The organism is Paenibacillus sp. Leaf72, from assembly GCF_001422685.1.
Lineage (GTDB): Bacteria > Bacillota > Bacilli > Paenibacillales > Paenibacillaceae > Pristimantibacillus.
Genome location: NZ_LMLV01000008.1, coordinates 75236 through 101178, shown reverse-complemented (window position 1 = coordinate 101178; position 25943 = coordinate 75236). Strand labels below are relative to the sequence as shown.

The following is a 25943-nucleotide window of genomic DNA, read 5'->3' as shown; positions in this document are numbered from 1 at the left end:
CGTTGCCGTTGTTCTCCCACTCGCGGACACCTCTTCTTTTTCGTTACGTCTATTATTAGGCGTTCCTTAACGCTGTGTCCACTTTTTATTCTAGTTACAGAGATTCCGCTATTTTGGCTTTTGCTTCGATTTTGGGCCTTAAGCGGACAGGAGATCCGCTATTGCCTTCGTAATCCCTTCAAAATGACGACTTTCAGCACATTAGCGGCTCCTGAGTCCGCAGCCTGTGCAAAACCCTCGATTCTGTTGAAATAGCGGCTGCTGTGTCCGCCGAATTGTGTCCACGAAGTCTACCTTTCGTCTTGGTCTTCGTCTTTGTGTTTTGTGTCTTTCTGTTTTTGTGTCCTAGGTGCAGGGAGCGAACCATTGAACGAAGTGCATGAAGCAGACCTTCGGTAGATAGTTTTAGATTCATAAGTTGTGACATTCCCGGTAGTAGAAGGAGAATGTTTGACGCAGGCATCTATCGGGTTCAGGTTCGGGCGCGGACTCGCTTACGTTTGCATACACGCCCTAGGACGGAGTTGGAATCGGTACAATCCAGATAAAAATTTAAATGCAATTGGATAAAATGTCTAGTTTTTAATCAAACAGCTCTGTTTTTTGGCGTGGTTTATTTCGGGAAATTCCCTATAATTGGAGAAGTATTCTCCAGACAGGCAATGGTGGGTAGCTTTGCCGCCAGATGACGGCGAAAGCCGTTTACGCTTGGCAGGTTTGCCTATTTTGGAAAGCGTTTTATTTCCGCGTGGGAGATAGCAGCCCTGCTGGAGAAAGGCGGAATACAAACCTAATTTCAGGGAGGTCATAACGGTAATGCTCATGCGCAAGAAGGGGAAAGGAACCGCAGCGATGTCGAAGTTCCTGTCATGTCTTTTAGCACTTACTCTCTTAGTACCAGCCTTTTCTATGCCTGCCGCAGCAGCTGATTCGGTGCTTGTAGCCGATGATTTCAGCAGCTATGCGCTTGGCGATTTAACAATTGGAAGCGGTAACACTTGGACGAAGGAAGGCGCTGCGCCAGCTTTTATAGTTAAGCAGGATTCCGTTACAGGTTCTACTTATGGGGCGGTTACGAATGAATCGACTGGCTCCTCTTATATTGGCCAACGTTTTGCCGGAGAAAGCGGCGGTTTAATCGTCGAGTTTGATGTCAATCTGCCAACGGGTAAAGGCGGCTCGCTATGGGTAATGGATGGCAAGGTGAATGCAACCAATGCAGCCGCTGCTCGCTACCAGCTGGATGCTGGCGTTATCAAGCAGCATAACGCAGCTGCGGATAAGCAGATTGCTTATGATGTGACGCATTGGTACCGTTTCAAAATGGTATTTAATGTGCCAAGCAAGCAATATCATGTAAGCGTTACCGATTTGACGACGGACGAGACGGTGAATTGGCCATCCGCTTTTTACAGCAATCGGGAGCGGATCAGCAGCTTTGGCTTCTATGTCAACCCGAATGGCGGTCAAATCAATGTGACGAATGTGCGTGTAACCGCGCTTGACGTGAAGCTCGCTAGCCTAGTGCTTGGCTCAGGCGACTTTGCACCTGTGCTTAATCCGCCATTTGATCCAGGCGTGTACGATTATTCGGTAGAGGTGCCGTATTCGGCGACTTCGCTGGATGTAACACCAACGGCAAGCAACGCTGGATTTGTTGGACTGAAATTGGATGCCAATTCGATAGCCAGCGGACAGCAGAGCACCATACCTTTGACAGGCGACGAGACGGAGTTTGGCATTTCGGTAGGCTCGTCTGCTTTTACAGACATTAGCCGTACGTACAAGGTGAAAGTCAATAAGCTGGAAAAGTCACCTAATGTGACGTATGTCGTCACCGAAGCACATGATCAAACAGTCAAAATCGGCTGGGAACAGCCTCAGGACCCTGCTTTTAAGGAAACTCGCGTTTATTTGAAAAATGAAGACGGTTCCTTGACACTGGCCGATACGGTGCCAGCGGGCAAATACATTTCGACTATAGCGGGGCTATCGAATGGAACGACCTATTCATTCGTGGTCAAAGGCGCTTATGAATATGCGGGTGAAGCGGTTAGCGAGGCAAGCGGCGTGGAAATAAGCGAAACGCCAATCAAGCTGGCACCTCGCCAAATGGAAGCGCTCGACCGCGGCCTCGTTGCTGTAAAGGAAACCGATCATGTGTATGTAGGCTGGCGCCTGCTGGGCACCGATGCAGAGGATATTGCCTTCAACCTGTACCGTGATGGCGCGAAGCTGAACAGCACGCCAATTACAGGCAGCACGAACTACGCGGATGCGAGCGGAAGCAGCAGCTCAACGTATTATGTGCGGGCCATTACAGGTGGAGTGGAGCAGCCGCAATCGGAATCGGTTGACGTATGGGATACGAATTATTTGAATATTCCGCTTGAGAAGCCGGAAGGCGGCGTAACCCCAGATGGCGTAGCTTATACGTATTCGGCGAATGATGCTTCCGTTGGCGATTTGGACGGAGACGGGCAATACGAAATTATTATGAGCTGGATGCCTAGCAATGCGAAGGACAATTCACAGGCTGGCTATACAGGCAATGTGTATGTTGATGCTTATAAGCTTGACGGCACACGTCTGTGGCGAATGGATTTAGGCAAAAATATGCGCGCAGGCGCCCACTATCTCGACATAATGGTCTACGATCTGGATGGTGACGGCAAAGCCGAGGTGACGTTCCGCACAGCGGATGGCACGATTGACGGAAGCGGCGTTGTCATTGGCGATGCCAATGCGGATCACCGCAACGCCAGCGGATATATTTTGACCGGACCGGAGTTCCATACGGTGTTTGAAGGCGCGACAGGCAAAGCGCTGGCAACGGATGCTTATGAGCCGGAGCGGGGCAATGTCGCGGATTGGGGCGATGCTTACGGCAATCGCGTTGACCGTTTCCTAGCGGCGATTGCCTATCTCGATGGCGAGCGTCCAAGCATCGTCATGCAGCGCGGTTATTACACGCGCATGGTGCTTGTCGCGTACAACTATCGCGATGGCGAGCTGACGAAGGTATGGACGTTCGATTCCAAAACGCCAGGCAATGAAGATTATTACGGCCAAGGCAATCACCAGCTAAGCGTTGCTGATGTGGATAATGATGGACGGGATGAAATTATTACAGGCGCGGCAGCTATTGACGATAATGGAAAGGGGCTGTGGAGCTCCAAGCTCGGCCATGGCGATGCGATGCATCTGAGCAATCTTAATCCGGATCGACTGGGACTTGAATTGTTTGCGGTGCAAGAGGATACCGCTGTTAAATATTCCTACGATATGAAGGATGCGCGAACAGGCCGTGTATTATGGGGACAGCTGCAGCTCGGCATAGATGCTGGCCGCGGTTTGTCAGCCGACATTGACCCAAGGCATAAAGGCGCGGAATCATGGGCAATCGACGGCGCATGGAACAGCTCGACAGGTGGCCTGTTTAATGCGAAAGGGGAAAAGCTGTCCGCGAGCATTCCAACGTCCAACTTTGCGATTTGGTGGGATGGCGACCTCAGCCGCGAGCTGCTTGATCATAATTGGCTCGGCGATCCTCGTGTAGGCGTGCCAAAAATCGACAAGTGGGATTATGAGAACGAGACACTCGTTAACTTAGAAACATTTACAGGCACTTATTCCAATAATGATACGAAAGGCAATCCGAACCTGCAGGCTGATCTACTTGGAGACTGGCGCGAGGAGGTGGTGGTGCGGACGGAAGACAGCAGCGCGCTGCGCATTTATACCACGACTGCTGTAACGGAGCATCGGATTCATACGCTTATGCATGATCCGGTGTACAGACTCGGCATCGCCTGGCAAAATACGGGCTACAACCAGCCGCCGCATACAAGCTTCTATCTAGGCACAGATATGGAGATGCCAGCAAGACCGAATATTCGTACGAACGCGATTGCAGCAACCGGCCTTAGTATTTCCGCTCCTTCGCAGGAGGTAACGGCAGGACAACAGATGCAGCTTAGCCCGGTATTCTCGCCTAGCGGAGCGACGAACAAGTCGGTAACGTGGGCCGTTGCAAATGAAGATGGCTCAGCCACAACGCTTGCAACGATTCATACAAATGGTTTGCTGTCGGCAGTGGCGGCAGGCAAAGTGAAGGTGACGGCGACCGCAAATGACGGCTCAGCAGTGAGCGGCGAGCTCGTTGTAACGATAAAGGCGGCTGGAACGGTGAACCCTGGATCAGGCTCTGGATCGGGTGGAACGGGGACAACGACTCCACCGACGTTAGCTCCGGCTCCTGCCCATGTTGAGCTTAAGCCTGTCGTAACGGTAGATGCTGGCGGCAAAGCATCGGCAGAAGTGACTTCGGCTGAGCTGACGAAAGGACTGGACGAAGCAGCAGGCAAAAAACTTGCGATTACCGCTGTGCCAACTGGTGAAGCAAGCTCCATTCAAGTAACGCTTCCAGCGCAGGCGCTGAAAGCGGCTTCCGGCAAACAAGTGAGCCAATTAGAAGTGAATCTAGGGCTAGCGAGTTTTGTGCTGGATACAGCTTGGCTTTCCGGACAAATAGGGGCTGGTGCAGGGAAGCTGGAAATATCCGCCGCTGAGGCCGATATCAGCAATCTTTCCTCCGAAGCGAAAGCTCAGCTCGGGAATGCAAAAGTGTATGATTTGACGTTGACGATTGATGGCAAAGCGATTTCTTCTTTCGGGGGCCATGTTAAAGTGGCTTTGGACTACAGCCTGAAAGCAGGAGAAAGTCCGATTAAAGTGGTCGTCTATTACATGGATGCTAATGGCGAATTGCAAATTGTGAAAAATAGCAAATATGATGCATCGGCAGGCCTCGTCACCTTTAGACCCGAGCATTTCAGCAAATATGCAGCAGCGCACGTCAACATTCAATTTAAAGATATTGACCGTGTAGCATGGGCAAAGGACAGCATTGAATCGCTTGCTGCCAGAGGCATTATTGATGGCATGGGCAATCAGGCCTTTAAGCCGGATCAGCAAGTAACGCGTGCGCAATTTCTGAAAATGCTGCTGCAAACGTTCGATTTGGAGCAGGTGGATGCAGCGAGCACGTTTAGCGATGTGCAGCCAGGCAGCTGGTATTACAGCTCCGTGGCAAGCGCCCAGGCGCTCGGAATTGTTGAAGGCAAAGCCAATGGCACCTTTGGCTTTAATGATGAGATTACGCGTGAGGATATGGCCGTTATGGCCCACCGCGTCATTCAGAAGCTTGAGCTGAAGCTGAATGCACAAGGTCAGCTAAGTGAATTCAAAGACAGTTCGGCGATTTCCAGCTATGCGAAGCAGGCAGTAGATGCGATGCAAAGCGCAGGCATCATTAAAGGAACAGGCAATGGCAGCTTCGAGCCGAAGAGCCATGCAACGAGGGCGCAAGCGGCGGTTATCATTAACCAGCTACTTGGGGCGAACAATTAAGCAGACTGCGGACAGGGAATAACAGGAAACAGGATATGGATGGTAGAAAGTAGAAAAGGGGAAGAGGCGGCGCAGCGATGCGCAGCCTTTTCCCTTTATTTGCAAAATAGCTTAAATCGATTGAAGGAGAGGGGATGGGGAGATGAGCGTAGGATGCGGAACCCAGCTGTTGATGGTGCTGGTTATTTTTGCTGCGCTGCTGCTTGTGCTGTCTATATGAAGGCGGTGTGCGGTTATTCATGATAAGCAGCAATAGTAATGTAAACACAAAGCAGACGCTCCATCTGGCTGTACGGCCGGACGAGCGCCTGCTTTATGTTTTTTAGGCATGTTGTTGTTGAAGCTGTTCGTTGTGCTGGCGAAAAGCCTATCCCTCCAGCTGCTCCGCCGTCATGGGCAGCTGCCAGTCAATTTCCTCGCTGCCGATGCTGCGAAGGAAGGCGTTGGCGCGGGAAAAGGGCTTGCTCCCGAAAAATCCACGCTCCGCCGAATAAGGGCTTGGATGGGGAGAAGCGATGAGGTGATGCCGGGAACGGTCAATACGGGATGCTTTATCTTGAGCATGCTTGCCCCACAGTATAAATACGATGGGCTGCTCCCGCTCGTTCAGCACCTCAATGATTCGGTCGGTAAATCGCTCCCAGCCCATGCCTTGATGTGAGCCCGCGCTGCCGGCTCTTACGGTGAGCACGGCGTTAAGCAGCAGTACACCCTGCTTGGCCCATGAGGCGAGATAGCCGTGGGCGGGAGGCGTGCAGCCGAGATCATTTGCCAGCTCCTCATAAATATTTTGCAGCGATGGGGGAATGCGCACGCCGGGTTGGACGGAGAAGCTGAGGCCATGCGCCTGGTTAGCGCCATGATAAGGGTCCTGTCCTAAAATGACGACCCGCGTATTTTCAAAAGAAGTATAATGAAGGGCATTATAAATATGATGCATATTAGGATAAATGGTAGTGGTACGGTATTGCTGGGCGAGCTGTGAGCGCATTTCCCGGTAATAGGGCTCCGCAAGCTCGGCGTTCAGCAGCTCCGCCCAATCATTATGAAAAATAGCCGCCATGGTAAAATCCTCCTTAATTGCGTATGATTCTTATTCTAGCATAAATGAATAAGTGCATAAAAATAGCGATTGAAGAGTGTGTATGTAAACCAGAGTCTGCCTGATGCGCCTTGCTTAGTACTAATTTGAGGACAGTCTCATCTGACGATTCAAGACTTGGGAACCGCAGCATGCGGTTGTTGCTGGGATCATTGTTGCAGAGATTGCTGCTGGTGAGACCGCTGCTGGTGAGACCGCTGTTGCAGAGATCACTGCTGCTGAAATCACGCAGCTCGGCACGTTCCCTCGTCCTTTTTTGACGGACTGAGATTCCGCTATTCTGGCTTTTGATCCGATTTCGGGTCTTACGCGGACAGGAAATCCGTTATTGCCCTCTTTATCTCGTCAAAATGGCTTTTGGTAGCGCATTAGCGTCTCCTGAGTCCGCCACCCCTCCCTTAACCCGTGATTTCGTTAAAATAGCGTCTCCTGAGTCCAGCAAATCTTTCTGTGTGTGGTGAGTATACTTCTGGAACGAAGAGCATGAACGAAGAGCGTGAACGAAGAGCATGAAGCTGCCTTTCGGGATGTAGGTTCACATTCATGTGGGATGACATTCCCGGGAGTAGAGGAAATCCGTTTGACGCTGGCATCGATCAGGAACTGGAACTGGAACTGGATCAGCAGCTGGCTCCCTAACATTTGCAGACACGTCTTAGTAGGGCATCTAGAAAAGGGGCATTACCTTTTTGATGATTTAGATTACCATAGTTAATTCTTTGTTGCGGAAAAATCGTCTACAATGGTTTTTGTAAGCACTTACAAAAAGAATGGTTACAGGAGGTCAAGCATGATTAAAAACAAGTTTGGTATCGTAATGGTCCTTTCCCTGTCGCTAATCTTTGGGGGATGCTCGGCACAAGGCAGCAAGGAACAGCCGGGGGTCCAGGCCAGCACAGATAATGGAAGCGGAAGCAGCAGCAACTCGAAGAAGGTCGAGCTGAGAATGACCTGGTGGGGCTCGCAAACCCGTCATGATTTGACCATCAAAGCGCTCGAGCTGTTCCAGCAAAAGCATCCTGATATCGTCATTAAGCCGGAGTATTCCGGATGGGATGGGTATTTTGACAAGCTGTCCACGCAGGTGGCTGGAGCGAACGCGCCTGATCTCATTCAAATGGATTACGCTTTCCTGACTGATTATGCGAACCGCGATGCGCTTCTTGATTTGGATACGTATACGCAAAGCGGAGACCTGAAAATTGACAAGCATGATCCGAGCATGATTACAGCCGGTACGGTAAATGACAAGCTTTACGCGATCACGCTTGGGGTGAATGCGCCAGGTGTCGTATATAGCTCAAAGGTTTTCAAGGAACTGAATATTGCAGACCCGGATACAAGCTGGACGTGGGAGGACTTCGCGAAAATCGCACAGCAAATTAAAGATGCCAAGGGCGACGGTTACGTCGGGGCGGCTGACAATTCCGGCACTTTTAATATTTTTCAAATTATGGTTCGCCAGAACGGACGCGCTTTGTTTGAAGACGGCAAGTTCGGCGCGACGAAGGAGGATTTCACAAGCTGGTTCCAGCTATGGAACGATTTGCGGGCGGGCGGGGCTATTACTTCACCGGAAGCAACGGCAACCATGACGACGGCTTTGGAGACGCGGCCGCTGGCACTTGGCACGGGGGCAATGGATTTTACATGGTCAAATCAGTTAATCGCGTTCCAGAAAGCGATGAAGGATGCGGATGATGTGTTGAAAATTCAAGTGCTGCCCCATTTGAAGGGCGAGGTGAAAAGCGGAGAATACCTCAAGCCAGGACAGTTTATGTCCGGTTACTCCAAAACCCAGCACCCGAAAGAGGTAGCTATGGTTATTGATTTCCTGGTGAATGATCCAGAAGCGACGGCTATTCTTGGCTCGGAGCGCGGCGTTCCTGTCAACTCGGATATTCGGACACAGATGGCGTCCACGCTGTCGGAAACCGACCAAATGATTTTCAACTTCGTCGATACGGTAGCAAAAGATAAAAGCGACATTGACCCGCCTTATCCGCAAGGCTTCTCGGAAGTAGATAAAAGCTTTAGAACGCTTAGCGAACAGATTGCCTTCGGCCAAGGCGAGCTCAGCAGCAACATCGACGAGTTTATGACCAGCTCCAATGCGGTGCTCAGCAAAGCTAAATAACAAGTAAATGAAGCGATAACGCAAAATAGCAGCAGCCAAGGAGGCCGCCCGCAAAAGAGGCGGCCTTTCCTTGGATATAAAAGCCATTATAGGCTTCATGCCCGATAATCGGCGTATCTTTCACCGCGAAACGTGTGTTTGCCGCCCAACGATGGCGATAGCCGTTTACGCATGAAGCAAGGGAAGAGGGGAAACGCGATGACAGCAACATCGATGACGAAGCTGCAAAAACGCAGCAAACGAGCTAAAAAATCGGCAGCCAGCCAAAATAACCGCGCCGCCTTATTTTTTCTCGCGCCATGGCTGATCGGCCTCATTTGTCTTACGCTCGGCCCTGTGCTGGCGTCGCTCTATTTTTCACTGACGGATTACAGCATTCTAGCAAGCCCCAATTGGGTGGGACTCAGCAATTATACGGAAATGCTTACGACTGATAAGCTGTTTGGAACGTCGCTCAAGGTTACTTTCACATATGTATTCGCATCGGTGCCGATTAAGCTGATTTTCGCACTCGGCGTGGCGCTGCTGCTTAACAAAGGAATCAAAGGTTTGGGCATCTACCGGACCATCTATTATATCCCGTCCTTGCTGGGGGGCAGCATTGCGATTTCCATGTTATGGCGGAAAATGCTTGGCGGCGACGGCCTGGTGAATCAGGTGCTGCTTAAGGTAGGCATTCACGCACCGGATTGGGTCGCGAACCCGAAATATGCGCTTTATTCCATCGTGTTGCTCTCGGTATGGCAGTTTGGCTCCTCGATGATTATTTTTCTATCGGGACTTAAGCAAATTCCAACCGATTATTACGAGGCTTCCTCGGTCGATGGAGCGGGAAAAATCCGCCAGTTTTGGAGCATTACGCTGCCCATTTTGACGCCGGTTATTTTCTTCAATTTGGTCATGCAAATTATTACGTCGTTTCAATCGTTTACGCAGGCATTCGTCATCAGCAACGGCTCTGGCGGCCCGCTGAATTCGACGCTCATGTATTCGCTCTATTTGTACAAAAAAGGCTTCGCTTTTTTCCAAATGGGCTACGCATCGGCGATGGCCTGGGTGCTGCTGCTCATTATCGGCTGCTTCACCTTCATTATATTTCGCTCCAGCAGAGGCTGGGTGCATTACGAGGACGGGGGGAAATAAGCGATGGCAGAGACGCTGCGCAAAACGGTATGGCTCAAGCATTTGGCGATTATGCTGATCGCCTTCGTCATGTTATATCCGGTATTATGGATGGTCGGCAGCTCGTTTAAGCCCAATAATGTGATTTTCACGGAAATCGGCATTTGGCCTCAGCAGTGGCAATGGAGCAATTATTTAGCGGGCTGGAGCGGCATTCAGGGCAATCCATTCTCGCGCTTTCTCGGCAACTCGATGATCGTCTCAATCGGGGCGGTTCTTGGAAATGTCCTGTCCTGCTCGATGGCGGCCTATGCGTTCGCCCGCCTAAGCTTCCGATTTAAGGCGGCCGCTTTCGGGCTGATGCTGCTGACCATTATGCTGCCGCATCATGTGACGCTCATTCCGCAATATATTTTGTTTAATCAGCTTGGCTGGGTCAACAGCTTCCTGCCGCTGATTGCGCCAAAATGGCTGGCGACCGATGGCTTCTTTATTTTTCTGACAGTGCAATTTATTCGCGGCTTGCCGAAGGAGCTGGATGAAGCGGCGACGATTGACGGCTGCGGGCTCATTCAAATTTATTGGCGCATTGTGCTGCCGCTCGCAGTACCGGCGCTCATTACGACGACCATTTTCACCTTCCTTTGGACGTGGGATGACTTTTTCAGCCAATTGATTTATTTGAGCGATGTGACGAAGTTCACGGTTCCGCTCGGCCTGAGGCTGTTCCTTGATTCCAGCTCGCAATCTGACTGGGGTCCCATGTTTGCGATGTCGGTGCTGTCGCTGCTGCCTTGCTTTATCATTTTCATCATCTGTCAAAAATACTTTGTTGAAGGTATTGCGACCTCCGGCATTAAAGGGTAAGCTTCATTTACTCCAAACGGTCAGGGTGATGACATTACGATGCGTACGATAGATTTTTCATTACGGCAATCGATTTTGCGAAGAAGCAAGCTGTCCACTTTGATGGTCGCTTGCTTCGTGCTGTTGAACCTATTGTTTTTACTTGTGATTATTTGGCTGTCCTACCGTTCCTTCTCGGATGTGACCTTTAGCGAAATTAGCAAGGCGCGGCTGGCTTTGCTTAATGAAAGCACGAATCGCGGCTTCGATTTCATGACCGATATGACGAATACGGCCTATTCCGTCGTCAGCAACAAGGATGTGAAGGAAATGCTGGAGGCTGGCGCCATATCCAAATACGATATGCTCGTCAAACGGCGGGCCATTTCGGATTTGCTGCATCATACGCTGGTCGTCAATTCCGGCATCAGCTCGATTGAAATTTACACGGATAAATTTAATGATGTTCCGTATAGCTCAACCGATTTAGTGTTTCCCGTCAGCAAAATCGCTGATCAAAACTGGTTTTCAGCCTTAGAGAAGGCGGACGCTATTTGGATTCCTGAAGAAGAAAACGCTTCCTCGAAATCGTTGATCGGGTATGCCCAGCATATGTTCGACAGCAAAGGACGGACGATGGGCTATCTGGTCATCAGCATGTCGCAGCAGGATGTATTGCGTAATTTTGCCGATGTGCCGATGGTGCTGGAGGGGCAAGTGCTCGTTGTGGATACGGCGGGCAACATTATTGTGAAGGTGAACGACTCGCAGGTGGAGGGCGAGGAGGTCATCCTTGATGCCGAATGGCTGAGTGACCGTTCGAAAACGCTCAGTGACGGATATGAGCTGCTGCGCAGGGATGATCAATCATATTTGGTCGTGTTCTCCAAGCCTAGCTCGGTGCAGTGGCGGCTCGTACAGACGATCCCGACCAGGACGCTGCTGAAGGCGACCTATCAGGCTGGCTGGTATGTGCTAGGCATCGGAATATTGAGCTTATTGCTTTCCGCTATATTGACCTATTGGTTTGTGAAAAGCATCATTAAGCCGCTGCGCCGATTGATGGCGGAGATGAAGCGTCTGGAACGCGGCGACTTTCAGGCGAAAGCGACAAGCGCCTTTACCGAGGAATATGTGCAGCTTTCCTACAGCTTCAACCATATGGTGTCGCGACTGAAGGAGTCGATGGACGACGTGAAGACAGAGAGCAAGGCGAAGCGAGATGCGCAGACAAGCTTGCTGGAAGCGCAGATTAAGCCGCATTTTCTGTATAACACGCTCGATATGATTCATTGGCGGGCGCTCGATTATAAAGCTGAGGATATCAGCTTTATGATTACCCAGCTCGGCAAGCTGCTGCGAATTGGCCTGAGCGGCGGCAAGCTGTTCATCCGCGTGCGCGATGAGCTGGAGCATGCCCGCTGCTACCTAAGCATTCAGAAGGAGCGGATGACATTTCCGATCGCTTATACCGAGCAGGTGATGGACCCGCAAATGCGCGGCTATTATATTCCGAAAATTATTTTGCAGCCGCTAATTGAGAACGCGGTCATTCATGGCAGCCCAGCGGACAGCTCGTCGAAGCTGGCGCTGGCACTGGATATTCGCGAGCAGCATGTGCCGGGGCAAGCGCCTTATTTGGAGATTAGCCTGACCGACAATGGGCGGGGCTTACCAGATGATTGGCATATGGACAAGGCGACAGGAATCGGCATTCGCAATGTGCATACGCGCTTACAGCTTTATTGCGGGCCATGGTATGGCTTACAGCTCGCAAATAGCGAGCAGGGAGGCGTGAAGGTGACAGTAAAGCTGCCGATTATTGAAACGGAAGCCCAATTAAAACGGTTGCTGGACGGTGAATAAGGATGAAATCAGTGCTTCTTGTAGACGATGAGCCGCATATTATTGCGGCGCTGACGCGGCATGTGGGCTGGGAGAAGCTGGGGCTGCGCATTGCAGGAACGGCCGCGAATGGCGTGCAGGCGCTGGCGAGCTACCGCGAGCTTCAACCGGATCTGGTTATTACCGATGTGAATATGCCGCAGATGAACGGACTTGCGCTTGTCGAAGCGCTGCGGCAGGAGGATGCGGGCCTGCCGATCGTTATTTTGAGCGGCTTCGATGAGTTTGAAAATGCGCGGCAGGCGATGCGCTGGGGCGTTCATCATTTTTTGCTGAAGCCGGCTGCTGTAGCGGAAATTGAAGGCGTGCTCGCTGAAATTATAGGCGAGCTCGATTTGCAGGCGGAGAAGCTGCGGCTGGAGGAGCATTACAAGTTGGAGCTCGACCGGCTGCTGCCGTATTTGCGCGAGCGATTATTCACCGAGCTGCTGACGACGCGCTATCAGCCGCATGAGCTGCATGAGGAGCGGCTCGCTTATTTGAACATTCCTTCGCCAAAGCACGTGGCGGCGGTAAGCTTGCAAATGACGCGCCCTGCGCTGCTTACGAAGCTGAAGGAGCGAGACTGGCAGCTGCTTAAATTCGGCGCGAACAACATCATTCGCGAAATGCTGGCAGGCAAAATGGGCGGCTCGCCCATCTACGGCTACGCGATTGATTATTCCGACCGGCTGTTCGTGCTCGTTCTGCTGTCGGAGCAGGCGCAGGAGGGCGAGCTGTACCAGGCATGTGAGGAGCTTGCTTACAGCGTAACGGAGAAAATAACGGCGCTGCTCAAGCTGGAGGCTACCGCAGGCATCGGTTCAGTACGCAGCAGCTTGCATGAGCTGATCGATTCGTATTTGGAAAGCCGCGTGGCGCTGGAGGCAGCGGAATTTCAAGGGACGAGCCAGGTGTATCCTTATGCGGAATGGGCACAGCTGGATACGACGTATGACCAATATGCACCGCTGCTCAAGCAGTGGAATGAGGCGCTGTCAGACAAGGATTTGGAGCGGGCAGCCCAGCAGTGGGAAGCGATTTATAATCAGCTGCAAAAGGAAGCGAGCGGCTCGCTCACGGATATTCAGACGATTTGCGTCGGCTTGTTCAGCTCGCTGACTTTTTTCTGGAATGAGGCGTTCGCCCAGCATCAGCTGCCGCGTACGCTGTCGCAATTTTTGCAGGGCATCCAGCAGCATTTGACGCTTGGCGACTTGGCACGCTGGATGAATGAGCTCGTAGAGGAATGGCTGCAAAGCGCGGCACAGGAAATTTCCGGCCGGAAAAGCAATCGGCTTGTCGATAGCGTGAAGCAGTATGTGGCGGCGAATTTCAGCCAGGAAATCAGCTTTGCGGCGATTGCCAAGGAGCTGTTCGTGCACCCGAAATATTTAAGCCAGCTGTTCAAGCGGGTAACAGGGCAAAACTTTGTGCATTATTTGAACGATTACCGCATTCATAAAGCCATCGACTATTTGCAATCGGGCCATCATATGGTGTACGAGGTCAGCGAGATGGTCGGCTTCAATAATCCGACCTATTTCAGCCAAGTGTTCAAAATGAGCACGGGCAAAAGCCCTTCGGATTATTTTCGGATGTGAGGGGATAGGAGACGTGTAGCCTAAAGAAAGCAGAAAGGCCCACATCGTTATTGTGGGCTGTTTTTGCTTTTTTCCTAATCCATTGGGTTAACGGGCAGTTGTATACAGCTACACAACAGGATATTTGGATAATGATGTGGAATTTTATGCACTTGTTTAAGTATGAACCATTCGAATATCCTACTATAATAAACAAGTTCATTCAAATGGATATGGTGCTGATATTAATCCAATTACATGGTGGAGTGATACCTCAACAGTGGCATGGGTTAATCTATGAGGCAATTAATATAAAGCGGCTTCGTCCTGACCGCTGTTATTATTCAAATGAAAAGCGATTGGCTGACCTAGTAGCATTGCTTCGTTACATTCATCTAGAAGCTAATCGGATTTTTGATGATTCGATTGATTTGATGAACGAATGAATAGCAGCAGTACAATGCATAAAGAGAAATTTGGCGGACACAGCAGCAGCTATTTCAACCGAATTACGGGTTAAGGGAGATGTGGCGGACTCAGAAGCCGCTTTTATGCTGCAAAAAGCCATTTTGACGAGCTGATGAGGGCAATAACGGATTTCCTGTCCGCTTACGGCCTAAAATCGGGTAAATAGCCAGAATAGCGGAATCTCAGTCCTCGAAAAAAGGAGTGAGCATGCCGAGCTCCGTCGCCTCAGCCGCAGTGGTCTGTTTCTGCAACAATCACATGACGTTAAAGAGTGGGCATCCATTCATAACGCTAAAGAACCTTCCACAATGAATGGAAGAAATAATGGATGTAATCCGTACGTAATATCCCCCACAATTTCCTGCCCCTTTTATATGCTATTCCAAGCCATACTCCCCGAAAAAAATCATCATGATATTTCTTCTTTTCCCTGTTAATGCTAAACTAAGGTCTGATTAGCGGCAATCGGGTATTGCAAAGGCCGCTCCACAACTTCTGACATAGCAAAGGCGGTCTACTTATGCGCAATATTTGGCATATTTATAAAACAGATTGGCTCCATATTTTACGTGTGCCTACCGGCATTTTTCTTATTTTAGCGATTATATTGCTTCCCGGCTTGTACGATTGGGTCAATATTAAATCGGTGTGGGACCCTTACAATAACACACAGGGCATTAAAATTGCAGTCACGAGCCTCGATGCGGGAGCAAGCGTGCAAGGCAAGACGGTTAATATCGGTGAGGACCTAGTGACAAGCCTGCAAACGAACGAGAAGCTGGGCTGGACGTTTGTAAGTGAGCAGGAAGCGATGGATGGCGTTGAAAAAGGCACCTATTATGCAAGCCTGCTTATTCCAGCTGATTTCTCTGCCAAAATAACCGGTATTATCGAAGGCAAAATCGAGCGGCCGGAAGTGGTTTATACGGTCAATGAAAAGGTGAATGCCATTGCGCCGAAAATAACCGGCTCCGGCGTTTCCGCCATCACGAAGCAAATTAATGAAGGCTTCACAGAAGCTGTAAGCGAAACGGTGCTGACGAAGCTGAAGGAAGCGGGCGTAGAAGTGGAAGCGGAGCTGCCGACGATACGCAAGGTCGAGAACGGCATTTTCAGTCTGGAAAGCCATTTGCCTGAAATTGAAGCGGCTGGACAGAAGGTGCTGGAAGTCGAGAGCAAGCTGCCGGAAATCAACGAGAAGGCGCAAAAAATAATCGAGCTCCAGCAGAAGCTGCCGGAGATTAATCAAGCTGCGCAATATGTGCTAAAGCTGCAGCAATATTGGCCGAAAATCAGCGATGCCGCTTCGGAGGTGCTCATCATTCAGGAGAAGCTTCCTGAAATCCAGAAAGCGGCGCAGCGCATTCAGGAGGTCGATGCCAATTTCGACCGCGTGAGCGAGGTGGTCGACACGGCGCTGGACAAAACGAATACAGCGCTTGGCATTGTGACGACGGCTGAGGAGCAGCTGCCGAAGCTTGAGGCGCTGGGGGGAGACGCGATCGCTTTCGCGGATGGACTGAACGAATTTTTAGCGTCGAGCCAGGAGGCATTTCAGGCGATTAGCCCGACTTTGAAGCAAAATTTGCTGCTGGTCAAGCAAATTGCTGATGCTGCCGAGCTGCTGACAGCAAGGCTGCAGGAGGCTGATCTTACCAAGCTGCCGACCGCGGCGGAAGTTCAGACGCTCTCTGAGCGGCTCAGTACAGCAGCAGGCGTAATCGGCAGCATAACCAAGGTGATGTCGACGATTAACAGCCATCTGCCGGATGGGCAGCTAAGCGGGACCATTCAGCGGCTGAGCGGTCTCACCGAAAAGCTGAATACGCAAATTCAGCTGCTCGGCATCATTAAGGATGCGATGGACCGGGGAACCGCACCGCCAGCGGAGATTGTAGCGCGGCTGCATGCGGTAACGGAGCAGGTGAGCAGCGATCTTGCCTACGTACTGGAGCATTACGACAGCGATATTGTGCCTGCGATCACCGAAGGCTTGAGCAAATTGCAGCAGCTTGGAGCGGCATCGTCCGATGTGCTGCAAACGGCGAAGAGCAAGCTGCCGGATATCGCCGAGCTGCTCAAGGCCGCGCGTGAAGGGCTGACGTTTGGGCAGCAGGAGCTGACCCGCATACAGGCAGAGCTGCCGGAAATTCGCACGAAGGTGCATGAAATAGCGACGACTTTGCAAAGCAAGACGGACGCCTTCGTGAACGCGATTAACACGGCAGCGCCGTTTATCCGCAATGACTTGCCAGCCATCGGCAAAAAAATCGACGCAGCCGCAGCTTTTGTTCAGAACGATTTGCCTAAGGCGGAAAAAGAGCTGGCAAAGCTGGCAGATTTCGTCCAATACCAGCTCCCGGAGCTTACGGACAGCGTGAAGCGCGTTGCCGGACTTGTTCGCGACGACTTGCCGCAGCTGGAGGAAGCGATTCGTAAAGCGGCCGATAAACTGCGCGAAGTGAAGGCTGATAACAGCTTTGCCGAGCTTGCGAAGCTGCTGCGCGGCGATATTGAGAAGGAAAGCGAGTTTTTGGCGAGCCCCGTGCTTATTAAGGAAAACCAGCTGTATGCGATTCCTAATTATGGCTCGGCGATGTCGCCATTTTACGGTGTGCTGTCGCTTTGGGTAGGCGCCACGCTGCTCATTTCGATGCTGCGCTCAGAGGCAGACGATCCGAATGGAAGCTATCGCGGCTACCAGCTGTATTTGGGGCGCCTCGGCACCTTTTTAACGATTGGGCTATTGCAGGCATTATGCGTAACGCTGGGAGACTTTTTTATATTAGGCGCCTATGTTGCAGATAAGCTGTGGTTTGTTTTATTCGCGATGCTCGTCAGCATCGTATTTGTCACCATTACGTACACGCTGTTGTCTGTGTTCGGCAATTCGGGCAAGGGGATTGCGATTATTTTTATGGTGTTTCAATTTTCCAGCTCAGGCGGTACCTTTCCGATCAGCATGACGTCGCCTTTTTTCCAGGCGCTGAACCCGTTTATGCCATTTACGTATGCGATTAGCTTGCTGCGCGAATCAGTTGGGGGCATTTTGTGGGAAACGGTGCTGAAGGATGTGCTGTTCCTGCTCGGCTTTATTGCCATTAGCCTGTTCATTGCCCTCGTGCTCAAACGCCCGCTTAGCGGCATCATTAAGCGCTCGTCCGACAATGCGAAGAAGACCAAAATTATAGCATAGAGATTAAGGGGAAACGTATGAAAACGTACGAACAGTTCGTGGGAGAAATGATTGCGGCGGCGCAGGCTGCGGGGCTGCATATTTATCAAAATAAAAACCGGCTGGAGACAAGGTCGCTGGATCGCGAGTTTTCGTTTTTTTGTACGCCGAGGACTCACCAGCAGCCGTATCAGACGAGTGCCTATATGTATTTTGAATGGAGCAGCGTGCTTACGGCGGAATCGCTTCGCGAAAGGGAAGAGGCGGCGCTGTCGCCGATTCTCGCTGTCATGCGCAGCGCCGATGTCGAAACCGTGAAGGATGAGCCTTGTACGCAGCTGCATATTCAATATGAGTTTGAGGTAGCGGAAAATTTTCAAACGATGACGGATGAAATCAATCAGCAGCTGCTGACGATTTTTCGCAAGTCTATGGGCCATACGAACGTTCCGGTTATAAAATGGGAGCTGATTATTCAAGCCAGCGGCGAAAATCATATTTCTAAAATATCGGCGCAGCAGCACTGGAGCATTCCCTTGCTTTCGGATTCCGGTGTTGGCCCGATTATGGCTGAGGTTAATGATGTTTTGATCGCAATAGGCGAGCTGCCGTTTATCAAAAAGGATTCAAAGTAGCCTGCGGCATGGTTGTAGTGCCAGACGGTTAAGGTTGAAGGAACTAACCATATTGGTTTTATTCATACCAATTTTCGAGGCAAAGAGAGCTATGTGCTGACGAAGCAATATTAAGCTATTGCGAGTTCCAACTGGTTTATTTATTCTAATTCCTTGTACATGCACATATAGGCCCCCGCCTACATAGAATGTAAAATTGATGTTGGTGTACGCTGAGGCTGATTAGGATGCCCGGTAATACAGCATAGGGGGGCCAGACGATGGGATTATTTGCTGCAATCGCTTTGTTTATTAAACAGTTAACGCTACTTGTATCGTACGTGAAAAATAACGCTTTTCCACAGCCACTTCGCGAAGAAGAAGAAGCGAAGCATCTCGCACTAATGGCCGAAGGCAATACACATTCTCGCAATTTACTTATTGAACATAATTTGCGCCTTGTTGCACATATCGTCAAAAAATTTGATAACACCGGCGAAGATTTGGAGGACTTGATTTCTATTGGTACAATCGGGCTGATCAAAGCCATTGAGAGCTTCCAGACGGGCAAAGGCACGAAGCTGGCGACATTTGCTGCCCGTTGTATTGAAAACGAGATTTTAATGCATCTACGTTCCTTGAAAAAAACGCGCAAGGACGTATCGCTGCATGATCCAATCGGCACCGACAAAGAAGGCAATGAAATTACGCTCGTCGATATTCTGGGAAGCGATCCAAATGAAATTGTGGAAACCGTGCAGCTAAAAATGGAAAAAAGTAAAATTTATAAAAATTTAGTCATTCTTGATGAACGTGAAAAGGAAGTCATCATGGGCAGATTTGGCTTGGAGCATGGCGGGGAAGAACGGACTCAGCGAGAGATTGCTAAGGAGTTGGGAATTAGCCGCAGTTATGTATCGAGGATTGAGAAAAGGGCGCTGATGAAGCTTTATCATGAGTTTTATAAGGTGAAGAAATAGGTGCCTTACCTGAAGGCTTTTTGATTCAGTAATGGATTGTCAACATTATAAAATGTACTTCTCGCGATTTGCAGGATGTCGCACATGGCTGATACCGAGTATTTATCACGGTTGCTGTGGATGATAGCTACTTTCGTCCCATGATCGATGTGGATGGCGTATCAGAAGCTCAGCAGAATGACTGGAGAAGCTTTTGATAATCAAATTTAAGGTACGTAATGCACGAAAGGGCTGGGGACGAATTTTGTCTCCAGCCCTTTTGAATTTTACCCGTACCTCTAGGTTTCGATTACTTGATTATATATTTGCTTACGCATACTTACAATTCTAGAGTATGCTCTCACTCCTATCCGGCATGTGTGCATGCTAGATTGGACGTCAGGAGCTGATTTATTAACGGTCTTTTTTTTATTGCAATGCTATTAACGGGGTATTAATATCGAGATTTCCCGATAAATGCAAAAGGTTTTATTCATCTTGGATCTGAAGTACAATAGCTCTCATAGTAATTGTGAATTTGAATCATGGATAGTAAGGAAAGGAGATATACGAAATGAATCGTTCTTTGCAAATAGACCGATGGGGCAGCATACACTCCATTAGGATGAAGATGATAGCAGGCTTGTTTCTTATCGTTTTGCCGCTGATTGGATTCCTGATTTATATGAATGGCTATGCAATCGACGTCGTCCGCAACCAGGTGGCTGCCTCTAGCAAGGACTTATTAACGCTGTATCGTGACCAGGTGGACGCACGCCTTGTCGAAGCAGATAATTATTTAATCGGGCTCATGCAGGACCCGGATCTCTCGAACATCGATTTTTCCCCGCAGCCCGAGGATCGCATTTTCGCGTCGCAGCGTATCGCGTCGAACTTAACAAATTCTATCCTTCGGTATCCCGTTTTGGACGGGTTATTCGTCTATCTACCCTCAGATGATCAATACTTATACTCCTTCCGCGACCGTTCCACCATGATCGACCGCATGTACATTAAATCCTATATATCGGATAACGTAAGTAAGAATTCTGACATGAGGATGATCACCCAAAAAAGGATGTGGTATGTTCAAAAGAATGGCGACCGCGTTTACCTTCTCCGCTTCTTTGTGCTCGACAACGACTCCATCGTCGGTGCGTGGACTAACGCGGAGTCGCTGCAGACACCGCTTGATCTGCTAGGCATCGGCGAAGAAGGAGCGGCGCTGCTAGGCGACGGGCGCGGCAACGCGATTGTCAATCAAGGTTTTGTCAGTGAACACGGCATTACGATTGAGCCGCAAGCGGAAAGCTATTATCTCACTGGCTCGACGGAGAAATTCCTAGCAGTTAGCGAAGATTCCCGCGAAGGAGAGTTCAGCCTACATGCGTTTATCCCGGAGGATGTGATGCTCCAGCATCTCTCCACATACAAGCTTATTTCCTACTCCCTTCCGTTCGTCGCGGTCCTGATTCTGGCAGCGGCGTTGCTCTTGCTTCGGAAGACGCTCTTACTTCCGCTCAATCGCTTGCTCAAGGTTATGAACCGAATTCAGCAAGGCAATCTCGACACTCAGATCAAGGATTATCCAACTTCTTTGGAGTTCAAGGTCGTTAATGATACGTTCAACAACATGATGGAGCAGATCAAGCATTTGCGAATCAGCGTGTATGAAGAGCAGCTGAATAAGCAGAAAGCGGAACTTCAGCATCTGCAGTTGCAGATTAGGCCGCATTTTTTTATTAATACCCTTAACATGATGTATATGCTAGCCCGTACGAAGGACGTTACGCGCATGGAGGAAATGTCACTGTGTCTGGTGAGGTACTTCAGGTACATGTTCCAAAGCAATCTGAGCTTCGTTGCGCTTAAAGACGAATTGCAGCATATTCGCAATTACTTGCGAATACAAGAACTACGGTATCCCGACCAGTTGACATACGAAATCGAAGCCCCTTCTTTTCTGTTGTCTACACCGGTTCCGCCTCTGATTGTGCACACCTTTGTTGAGAATGCCATCAAACATGCCATGACAATGGATGAACAGTTATCCTTATCAGTAACAATTGAGATGCTCGAGACACCACAAGCTGCCCTTCATATTGAAATAAGGGATAACGGTCCCGGCTTCAGCCCTACTGTGGTGGAGAGTATCGATCGTGGTGAGCGAATCGTGGACGACGAAGGGGATCATATCGGCATTTGGAACGTGAAGAGGCGGTTGCAATTGATATATGGAGAGCGGACGCAGGTTGTCTTAAGAGACGGGGAGCTGTGTGGCGCCGTAGTGGACGTGACGATTCCTCTCTCGCCCCGAAATGACAAAGAGAAGGACAAGCTTGACCCAGGAGGTATGGACTAATGCTTACGCTGATCATCGTAGATGACGAGAAACTGCTTACAGATTCATTGAAAGGTGACATAGATTGGACTTCTCTCGGATTCGATAAAGTATTCACTGCTTATAATTCGCGCCAAGCAAAAGAGATCTTCGAGCGGGAAAGAATCCATCTTATGGTATGTGATATCGAGATGCCTCAGGGAAGCGGACTAGAGCTTCTAGCTTGGGTGCGCGAGAATCATCCCGACACAGAGACAGTTTTCATGACCTGCCATGCCGAGTTCAAACTGGCACAGCGAGCGATGCAACTGGGGAGCTTCGACTACTTGCTGAAACCGGTTCCGCCGGACGAATTGCTGAGCGTAGGAGGTAAGGTAGTTGCGAAGATTATGAAGGAGAGCAAGGAGAAGCAATACAGTCGGATCGGGCAATTCTGGTCGCGCCGGCAACCGCTAATTGCTGAACAATTCTGGTTAGATCTGCTTCACCATGTTATCCCCTCGAATCCAGATTCCATTAAGCGGGAGGCAGGAGAGAGAGGTATTCCATTCGATGAGAAGCTACAGTTGTTACCATTGTTAATCTCTGTGAAACGTTATCACAAGGATTTCTCTCCCCGGGATCAGAAGGTTTTGGAATATGCGCTAAAGAACAGTGGCGAGGAGACGCTTGGGCTGGAGGGTCAGGGACTTCTGTTTACAACTACAGACCGCGAATTGATGGCACTCATTCCTATCGAAGGAGATGCGGCCCCGCTGCGGGAGCAGTTCAAGGAGAAGGCACGACCGTTAATCGATTATGCGTCTGAGTACTTCTATTGCGACATTGCTATTTATATCGGAAATGCCGTTCAAGGTCATGAATTGAATGGCATGGTAGGAAGACTGCGGGAGCTAGACAAGGAAAATATCGCACTTGCAAAGGACGTATTTCTCTACGATAGTGCTCGTAAGACGCGGGAAACGATCACGTTTCCCGACATGCATGCCTGGTCGATTATGCTTAAGGAAGGACAAGGAGGCCGCGTACTCGATGAGGCTAAGGCATTCCTGTGGACAGCGACAGCGAGTATGGACGTGGATTCGCTGTACCGATTCCATCATAACTTTCTCCAAATGGTGTTCTACGTTTTGAAGATAGAGGGAATTGATGCGCAGCTTTTGTTCGGTGATGATAAGTCTGCCGACCTATTCCGCAACGCGTCCCGATCCGTTCCCGACATGGTGGGCTGGATGACGCATATAATCGGCAAGTCAATGGATCAGGTCCGGAGCATAAGGGAATCGCCTTCCATTCTGGACAAGGTCGAGCAATACGTGAACGCACGGCTGGATTCGGAGCAGCTTTCGCGGGAAGACGTTGCTGCCTACATGTTCTTAAATCCTGATTATTTGGACAGGCTGCTGAAGAAGCAGACGGGTCATTCCGTCACAGAGTTAATTATAAACAAGCGGATGGCGCTTGCGCTGGAGCTTCTGCTCAAGACGGAGCTTCCCGTTGGCACCATAGCGGTGCAATCGGGTTATTCCAACCTTGCCCATTTCTCACGGAGGTTCAAACGGTTTGCGGGACTCAGTCCCCATGAGTACCGTAAAAAATACGTTGCCAATTCCAAATAGATGGCTTCCATGCTAGATGAACGAATAGTCGATAATAGTCAACTGGCATGTCGATTTCGGAGTAGTGGCTATTCTGCCATTGACCGTACAATGAGATCAGGCTCGCGAACATAAGAGTCCACGACACTAGATACGGGGGATGACACATGAACAAAAAGATTGGTTGGACAGGCGCGCTAGTTGCCTTGTCGATGCTGATGTCCGCATGCTCGGGCGGCGGCAGTAATGCTGGAAACGCTTCGAACGGAGCGACTTCTGCAGGGAGTAACGAGGAGAAGCCTTACGAAATCGTATACGCATACCCAACATTTGACAACGTTCCTGCGGACATTCAGCTCGTCCAAGACGAGGTTAATAAGATCGCCAAAGAGAAGATTAATGTCACAGTCAAGCTGCTGCCAATCAGCAACAGCGCCTACACAAACCAGATCAACTTGATGATGTCGAGCGGAGAGAAGCTGGACATGATCGCCATGCTGGGCAACTATAGCACACAAGTCACACGCGGTGTTTTATATCCTCTGGGCGATATCATGGAGGAAAACGCGCAGGGCATTATCGACGCGCTTGGTGAGGACTATTACAATGCGACCAAGGTCGGCGGCATTAGCTACGGCGTGCCGAGCATCCGGGACTTGGCACAAAATTTCGGGTTCGTCATGCGCAAGGATCTCGTGGACCAATACAATATCGAGTTAGGAACGATTAAGAACTTCGAGGAATTCGGCAAGGCGTTCAAGACGTTGAAGGAGAATGAACCTGATATGGTTAGTGCGACAAATCTCGCTGGTGGCACGATACTTGGCACTTACCGGACCTACGATCCGTTGGGCAACGAGCTTGGCGTCCTTTTGAATAGCGGACTTGCCGACTTGAACGTCGTAAACTGGTTTGCGACGGAAGAATACGAGAAAATGGTGCGTCAACTTCGTGAATGGTACTTAGCGGGTTACATTCTCAAGGACGCCGCGACGAATCCGGAATCAAACCACGCCATCGTGAAGTCCGGCAAAGCGGCAGGTTATTTCACCCAGATGAAGCCTGGCTTTGATGCCCAGGAAAGCCGTATGACCAGCCATCCCATGGTGTCGGTGCAGACGGTTGAGCCTGTAGCGAAGACCGATACGGTCACGAACGTGGCCATTGGTGTGGCAGCCAAGTCAGCGAATCCGGCGAAGACTCTACAATTCCTGAATCTGATGTATACCGACAAGGAGATTGTTAACCTGATTGACTGGGGGATTGAAGGCAAGCATTACGTGAAGATGGAAGGCCAGGATAATATGATTAAGTATCCCGATGGTATAACAGGCGATAACGTGGGGTACAAGAACTATGGCTGGATGCACGGTAACCAATTCCTGTCCTACGTATTTGAAGGTGACGAACCCGACGTCTACGTCAAAATGGAGGCATTCAACCAGAACGCTGCTAAATCCAAGGCGCTTGGTTTCTCGTTCAACGGCGACAACGTGAAGAATGAAATTGCCGCTAGTAACGCAGTCTTATTACAATACAAAGGCGTTCTTGAGAGTGGCTCGGTTGATGTTGACAAGGTGTTGCCTGAATTCCTCAAGAAGCTTGAGGAATCGGGCATCAACAAGATTATTGCAGAGAAGCAGAGCCAACTGAATGAGTGGGCGGCTACGAACGGCACATAGGATGAGTACGTACAACGATCCAACCGGACGTCAGAGCCGATTGGATCGTTTCTTAAAGAAGAGACCTTTCGGGAAAGGGACGAGATAGGAATGGATTATACAAAAAAAAGACACCGTACGTTCTTTAAATATTTACCGCTTACACTGCTCATGCTTCCGGGTCTTGCTTACCTGCTGATCAATAACTACTTACCGCTGCTTGGCATGTTCATTGCATTCAAGAACATCAATTACTCTCAGGGTATTTTCGCGAGCGACTGGGTAGGTTTTAGCAATTTCGAGTATCTGTTTAAGACGAGTGACGCCTTTATTATTACAAGAAATACGATTCTGTATAATGCCGTTTTCATTATTCTCGGAACGGTCCTCGCCATCGCGTTCGCTATTCTGCTAAATGAAGTGAGGAAAAAGGTACTGTCGCGCTTCTATCAGAGCGTCATCGTTCTGCCGCATCTCATTTCATTCGTAGTCGTTGGCTATCTGGCTTACGCCGCGTTCAGCATGGAGACGGGCTTCATGAACAAGACGATTCTGCCGCTTCTGGGCATTGACGAAATATCTTGGTACACAGAGCCCAAGTATTGGCCATACATTCTGACCATCGTGCATCTATGGAAGTCGGTAGGATTCTCTTGTATCATTTATCTGGCTTCTATTATCAGCATCGATACCGAATATTACGAGGCGGCAACACTCGATGGGGCGAGTAAGTGGCAGCAGATCCGTGCGATCACCATCCCCCTTATTACGCCAGTCATCGTGATGTTGATGCTTCTTGGCATCGGACGTATCTTTTATTCCGACTTCGGCCTATTCTATCAGGTGCCAATGAACGCTGGAGCGATCGCCGATACGACCAATGTCATCGACACCTACGTTTACCGCGGTCTTATGGTGCTGGGCGACATCGGCATGGCATCCGCTGCAGGCGTCTACCAGTCGCTCGTTGGATTCGTGCTCGTATTGGGCGCGAACTATATCGTCCGGAAAATCAACAGGGAGAACGCCTTGTTCTAGGGC

General features: G+C 50.0%; 15 protein-coding genes. 14 read left to right on the top strand and 1 reads right to left on the bottom strand.

What is annotated here, in order from left to right:
• The first annotated feature begins 816 nt into the window (after nucleotides 1–816).
• Nucleotides 817–5412, top strand: coding sequence for a rhamnogalacturonan lyase family protein (locus ASF12_RS36330; RefSeq protein ID WP_063892560.1), 4596 nt, complete (start codon nucleotides 817–819; stop codon nucleotides 5410–5412).
• Between the two features lie 367 nt (nucleotides 5413–5779).
• On the opposite strand, the gene ASF12_RS13650 is transcribed toward ASF12_RS36330, so the two are convergent.
• Complete coding sequence (locus ASF12_RS13650; RefSeq protein WP_056035443.1) at nucleotides 5780–6475, bottom strand: uracil-DNA glycosylase; 696 nt, start codon at nucleotides 6473–6475, stop codon at nucleotides 5780–5782.
• An 829-nt stretch (nucleotides 6476–7304) separates the two neighbouring features.
• Here ASF12_RS13650 and ASF12_RS13645 point away from each other — a divergent pair.
• From ASF12_RS13645 to ASF12_RS13585, 13 genes are all read left to right on the top strand, one after another.
• Nucleotides 7305–8651, top strand: a complete 1347-nt coding sequence (locus ASF12_RS13645) for an ABC transporter substrate-binding protein (protein ID WP_056035440.1) — start codon at nucleotides 7305–7307, stop codon at nucleotides 8649–8651.
• A gap of 198 nt (nucleotides 8652–8849) precedes the next feature.
• Nucleotides 8850–9794 (top strand): carbohydrate ABC transporter permease, encoded by a 945-nt coding sequence (locus tag ASF12_RS13640; RefSeq protein WP_081418805.1) that lies wholly within the window; start codon nucleotides 8850–8852, stop codon nucleotides 9792–9794.
• A gap of 3 nt (nucleotides 9795–9797) precedes the next feature.
• A complete protein-coding gene (locus ASF12_RS13635) occupies nucleotides 9798–10640 on the top strand; it encodes a carbohydrate ABC transporter permease (RefSeq protein WP_056035437.1) in 843 nt (280 codons plus the stop codon).
• Between the two features lie 39 nt (nucleotides 10641–10679).
• Nucleotides 10680–12485 carry a cache domain-containing sensor histidine kinase gene (locus ASF12_RS13630; RefSeq protein ID WP_056035434.1) on the top strand — a complete coding sequence of 602 codons (1806 nt, stop codon included), beginning with the start codon at nucleotides 10680–10682 and terminating at the stop codon, nucleotides 12483–12485.
• 2 nt (nucleotides 12486–12487) lie between these two features.
• Entirely contained in the window at nucleotides 12488–14107 is a 1620-nt protein-coding gene (locus ASF12_RS13625; RefSeq protein WP_056035431.1) for a response regulator, read from the top strand.
• Between the two features lie 131 nt (nucleotides 14108–14238).
• Entirely contained in the window at nucleotides 14239–14532 is a 294-nt protein-coding gene (locus tag ASF12_RS13620) for a hypothetical protein (protein WP_155973143.1), read from the top strand.
• A 542-nt stretch (nucleotides 14533–15074) separates the two neighbouring features.
• Complete coding sequence (locus ASF12_RS13615) at nucleotides 15075–17750, top strand: YhgE/Pip domain-containing protein (protein WP_056035425.1); 2676 nt, start codon at nucleotides 15075–15077, stop codon at nucleotides 17748–17750.
• A gap of 17 nt (nucleotides 17751–17767) precedes the next feature.
• On the top strand, nucleotides 17768–18364 hold the full coding sequence (locus ASF12_RS13610) for a hypothetical protein (RefSeq protein WP_056035421.1): 597 nt from the start codon (nucleotides 17768–17770) through the stop codon (nucleotides 18362–18364).
• Between the two features lie 260 nt (nucleotides 18365–18624).
• Entirely contained in the window at nucleotides 18625–19323 is a 699-nt protein-coding gene (gene sigK, locus ASF12_RS13605; protein WP_056035418.1) for an RNA polymerase sporulation sigma factor SigK, read from the top strand.
• Between the two features lie 553 nt (nucleotides 19324–19876).
• On the top strand, nucleotides 19877–21664 hold the full coding sequence (locus ASF12_RS13600) for a sensor histidine kinase (protein WP_056035416.1): 1788 nt from the start codon (nucleotides 19877–19879) through the stop codon (nucleotides 21662–21664).
• Nucleotides 21664–23262 carry a response regulator transcription factor gene (locus tag ASF12_RS13595; RefSeq protein WP_056035413.1) on the top strand — a complete coding sequence of 533 codons (1599 nt, stop codon included), beginning with the start codon at nucleotides 21664–21666 and terminating at the stop codon, nucleotides 23260–23262. The genes ASF12_RS13600 and ASF12_RS13595 overlap by 1 nt, the downstream gene beginning before the upstream one ends.
• Before the next feature lie 146 nt (nucleotides 23263–23408).
• Nucleotides 23409–24923, top strand: a complete 1515-nt coding sequence (locus tag ASF12_RS13590) for an ABC transporter substrate-binding protein (protein WP_056035410.1) — start codon at nucleotides 23409–23411, stop codon at nucleotides 24921–24923.
• A gap of 90 nt (nucleotides 24924–25013) precedes the next feature.
• Complete coding sequence (locus ASF12_RS13585) at nucleotides 25014–25940, top strand: ABC transporter permease (protein ID WP_056035407.1); 927 nt, start codon at nucleotides 25014–25016, stop codon at nucleotides 25938–25940.
• Nucleotides 25941–25943 lie beyond the last annotated feature (3 nt).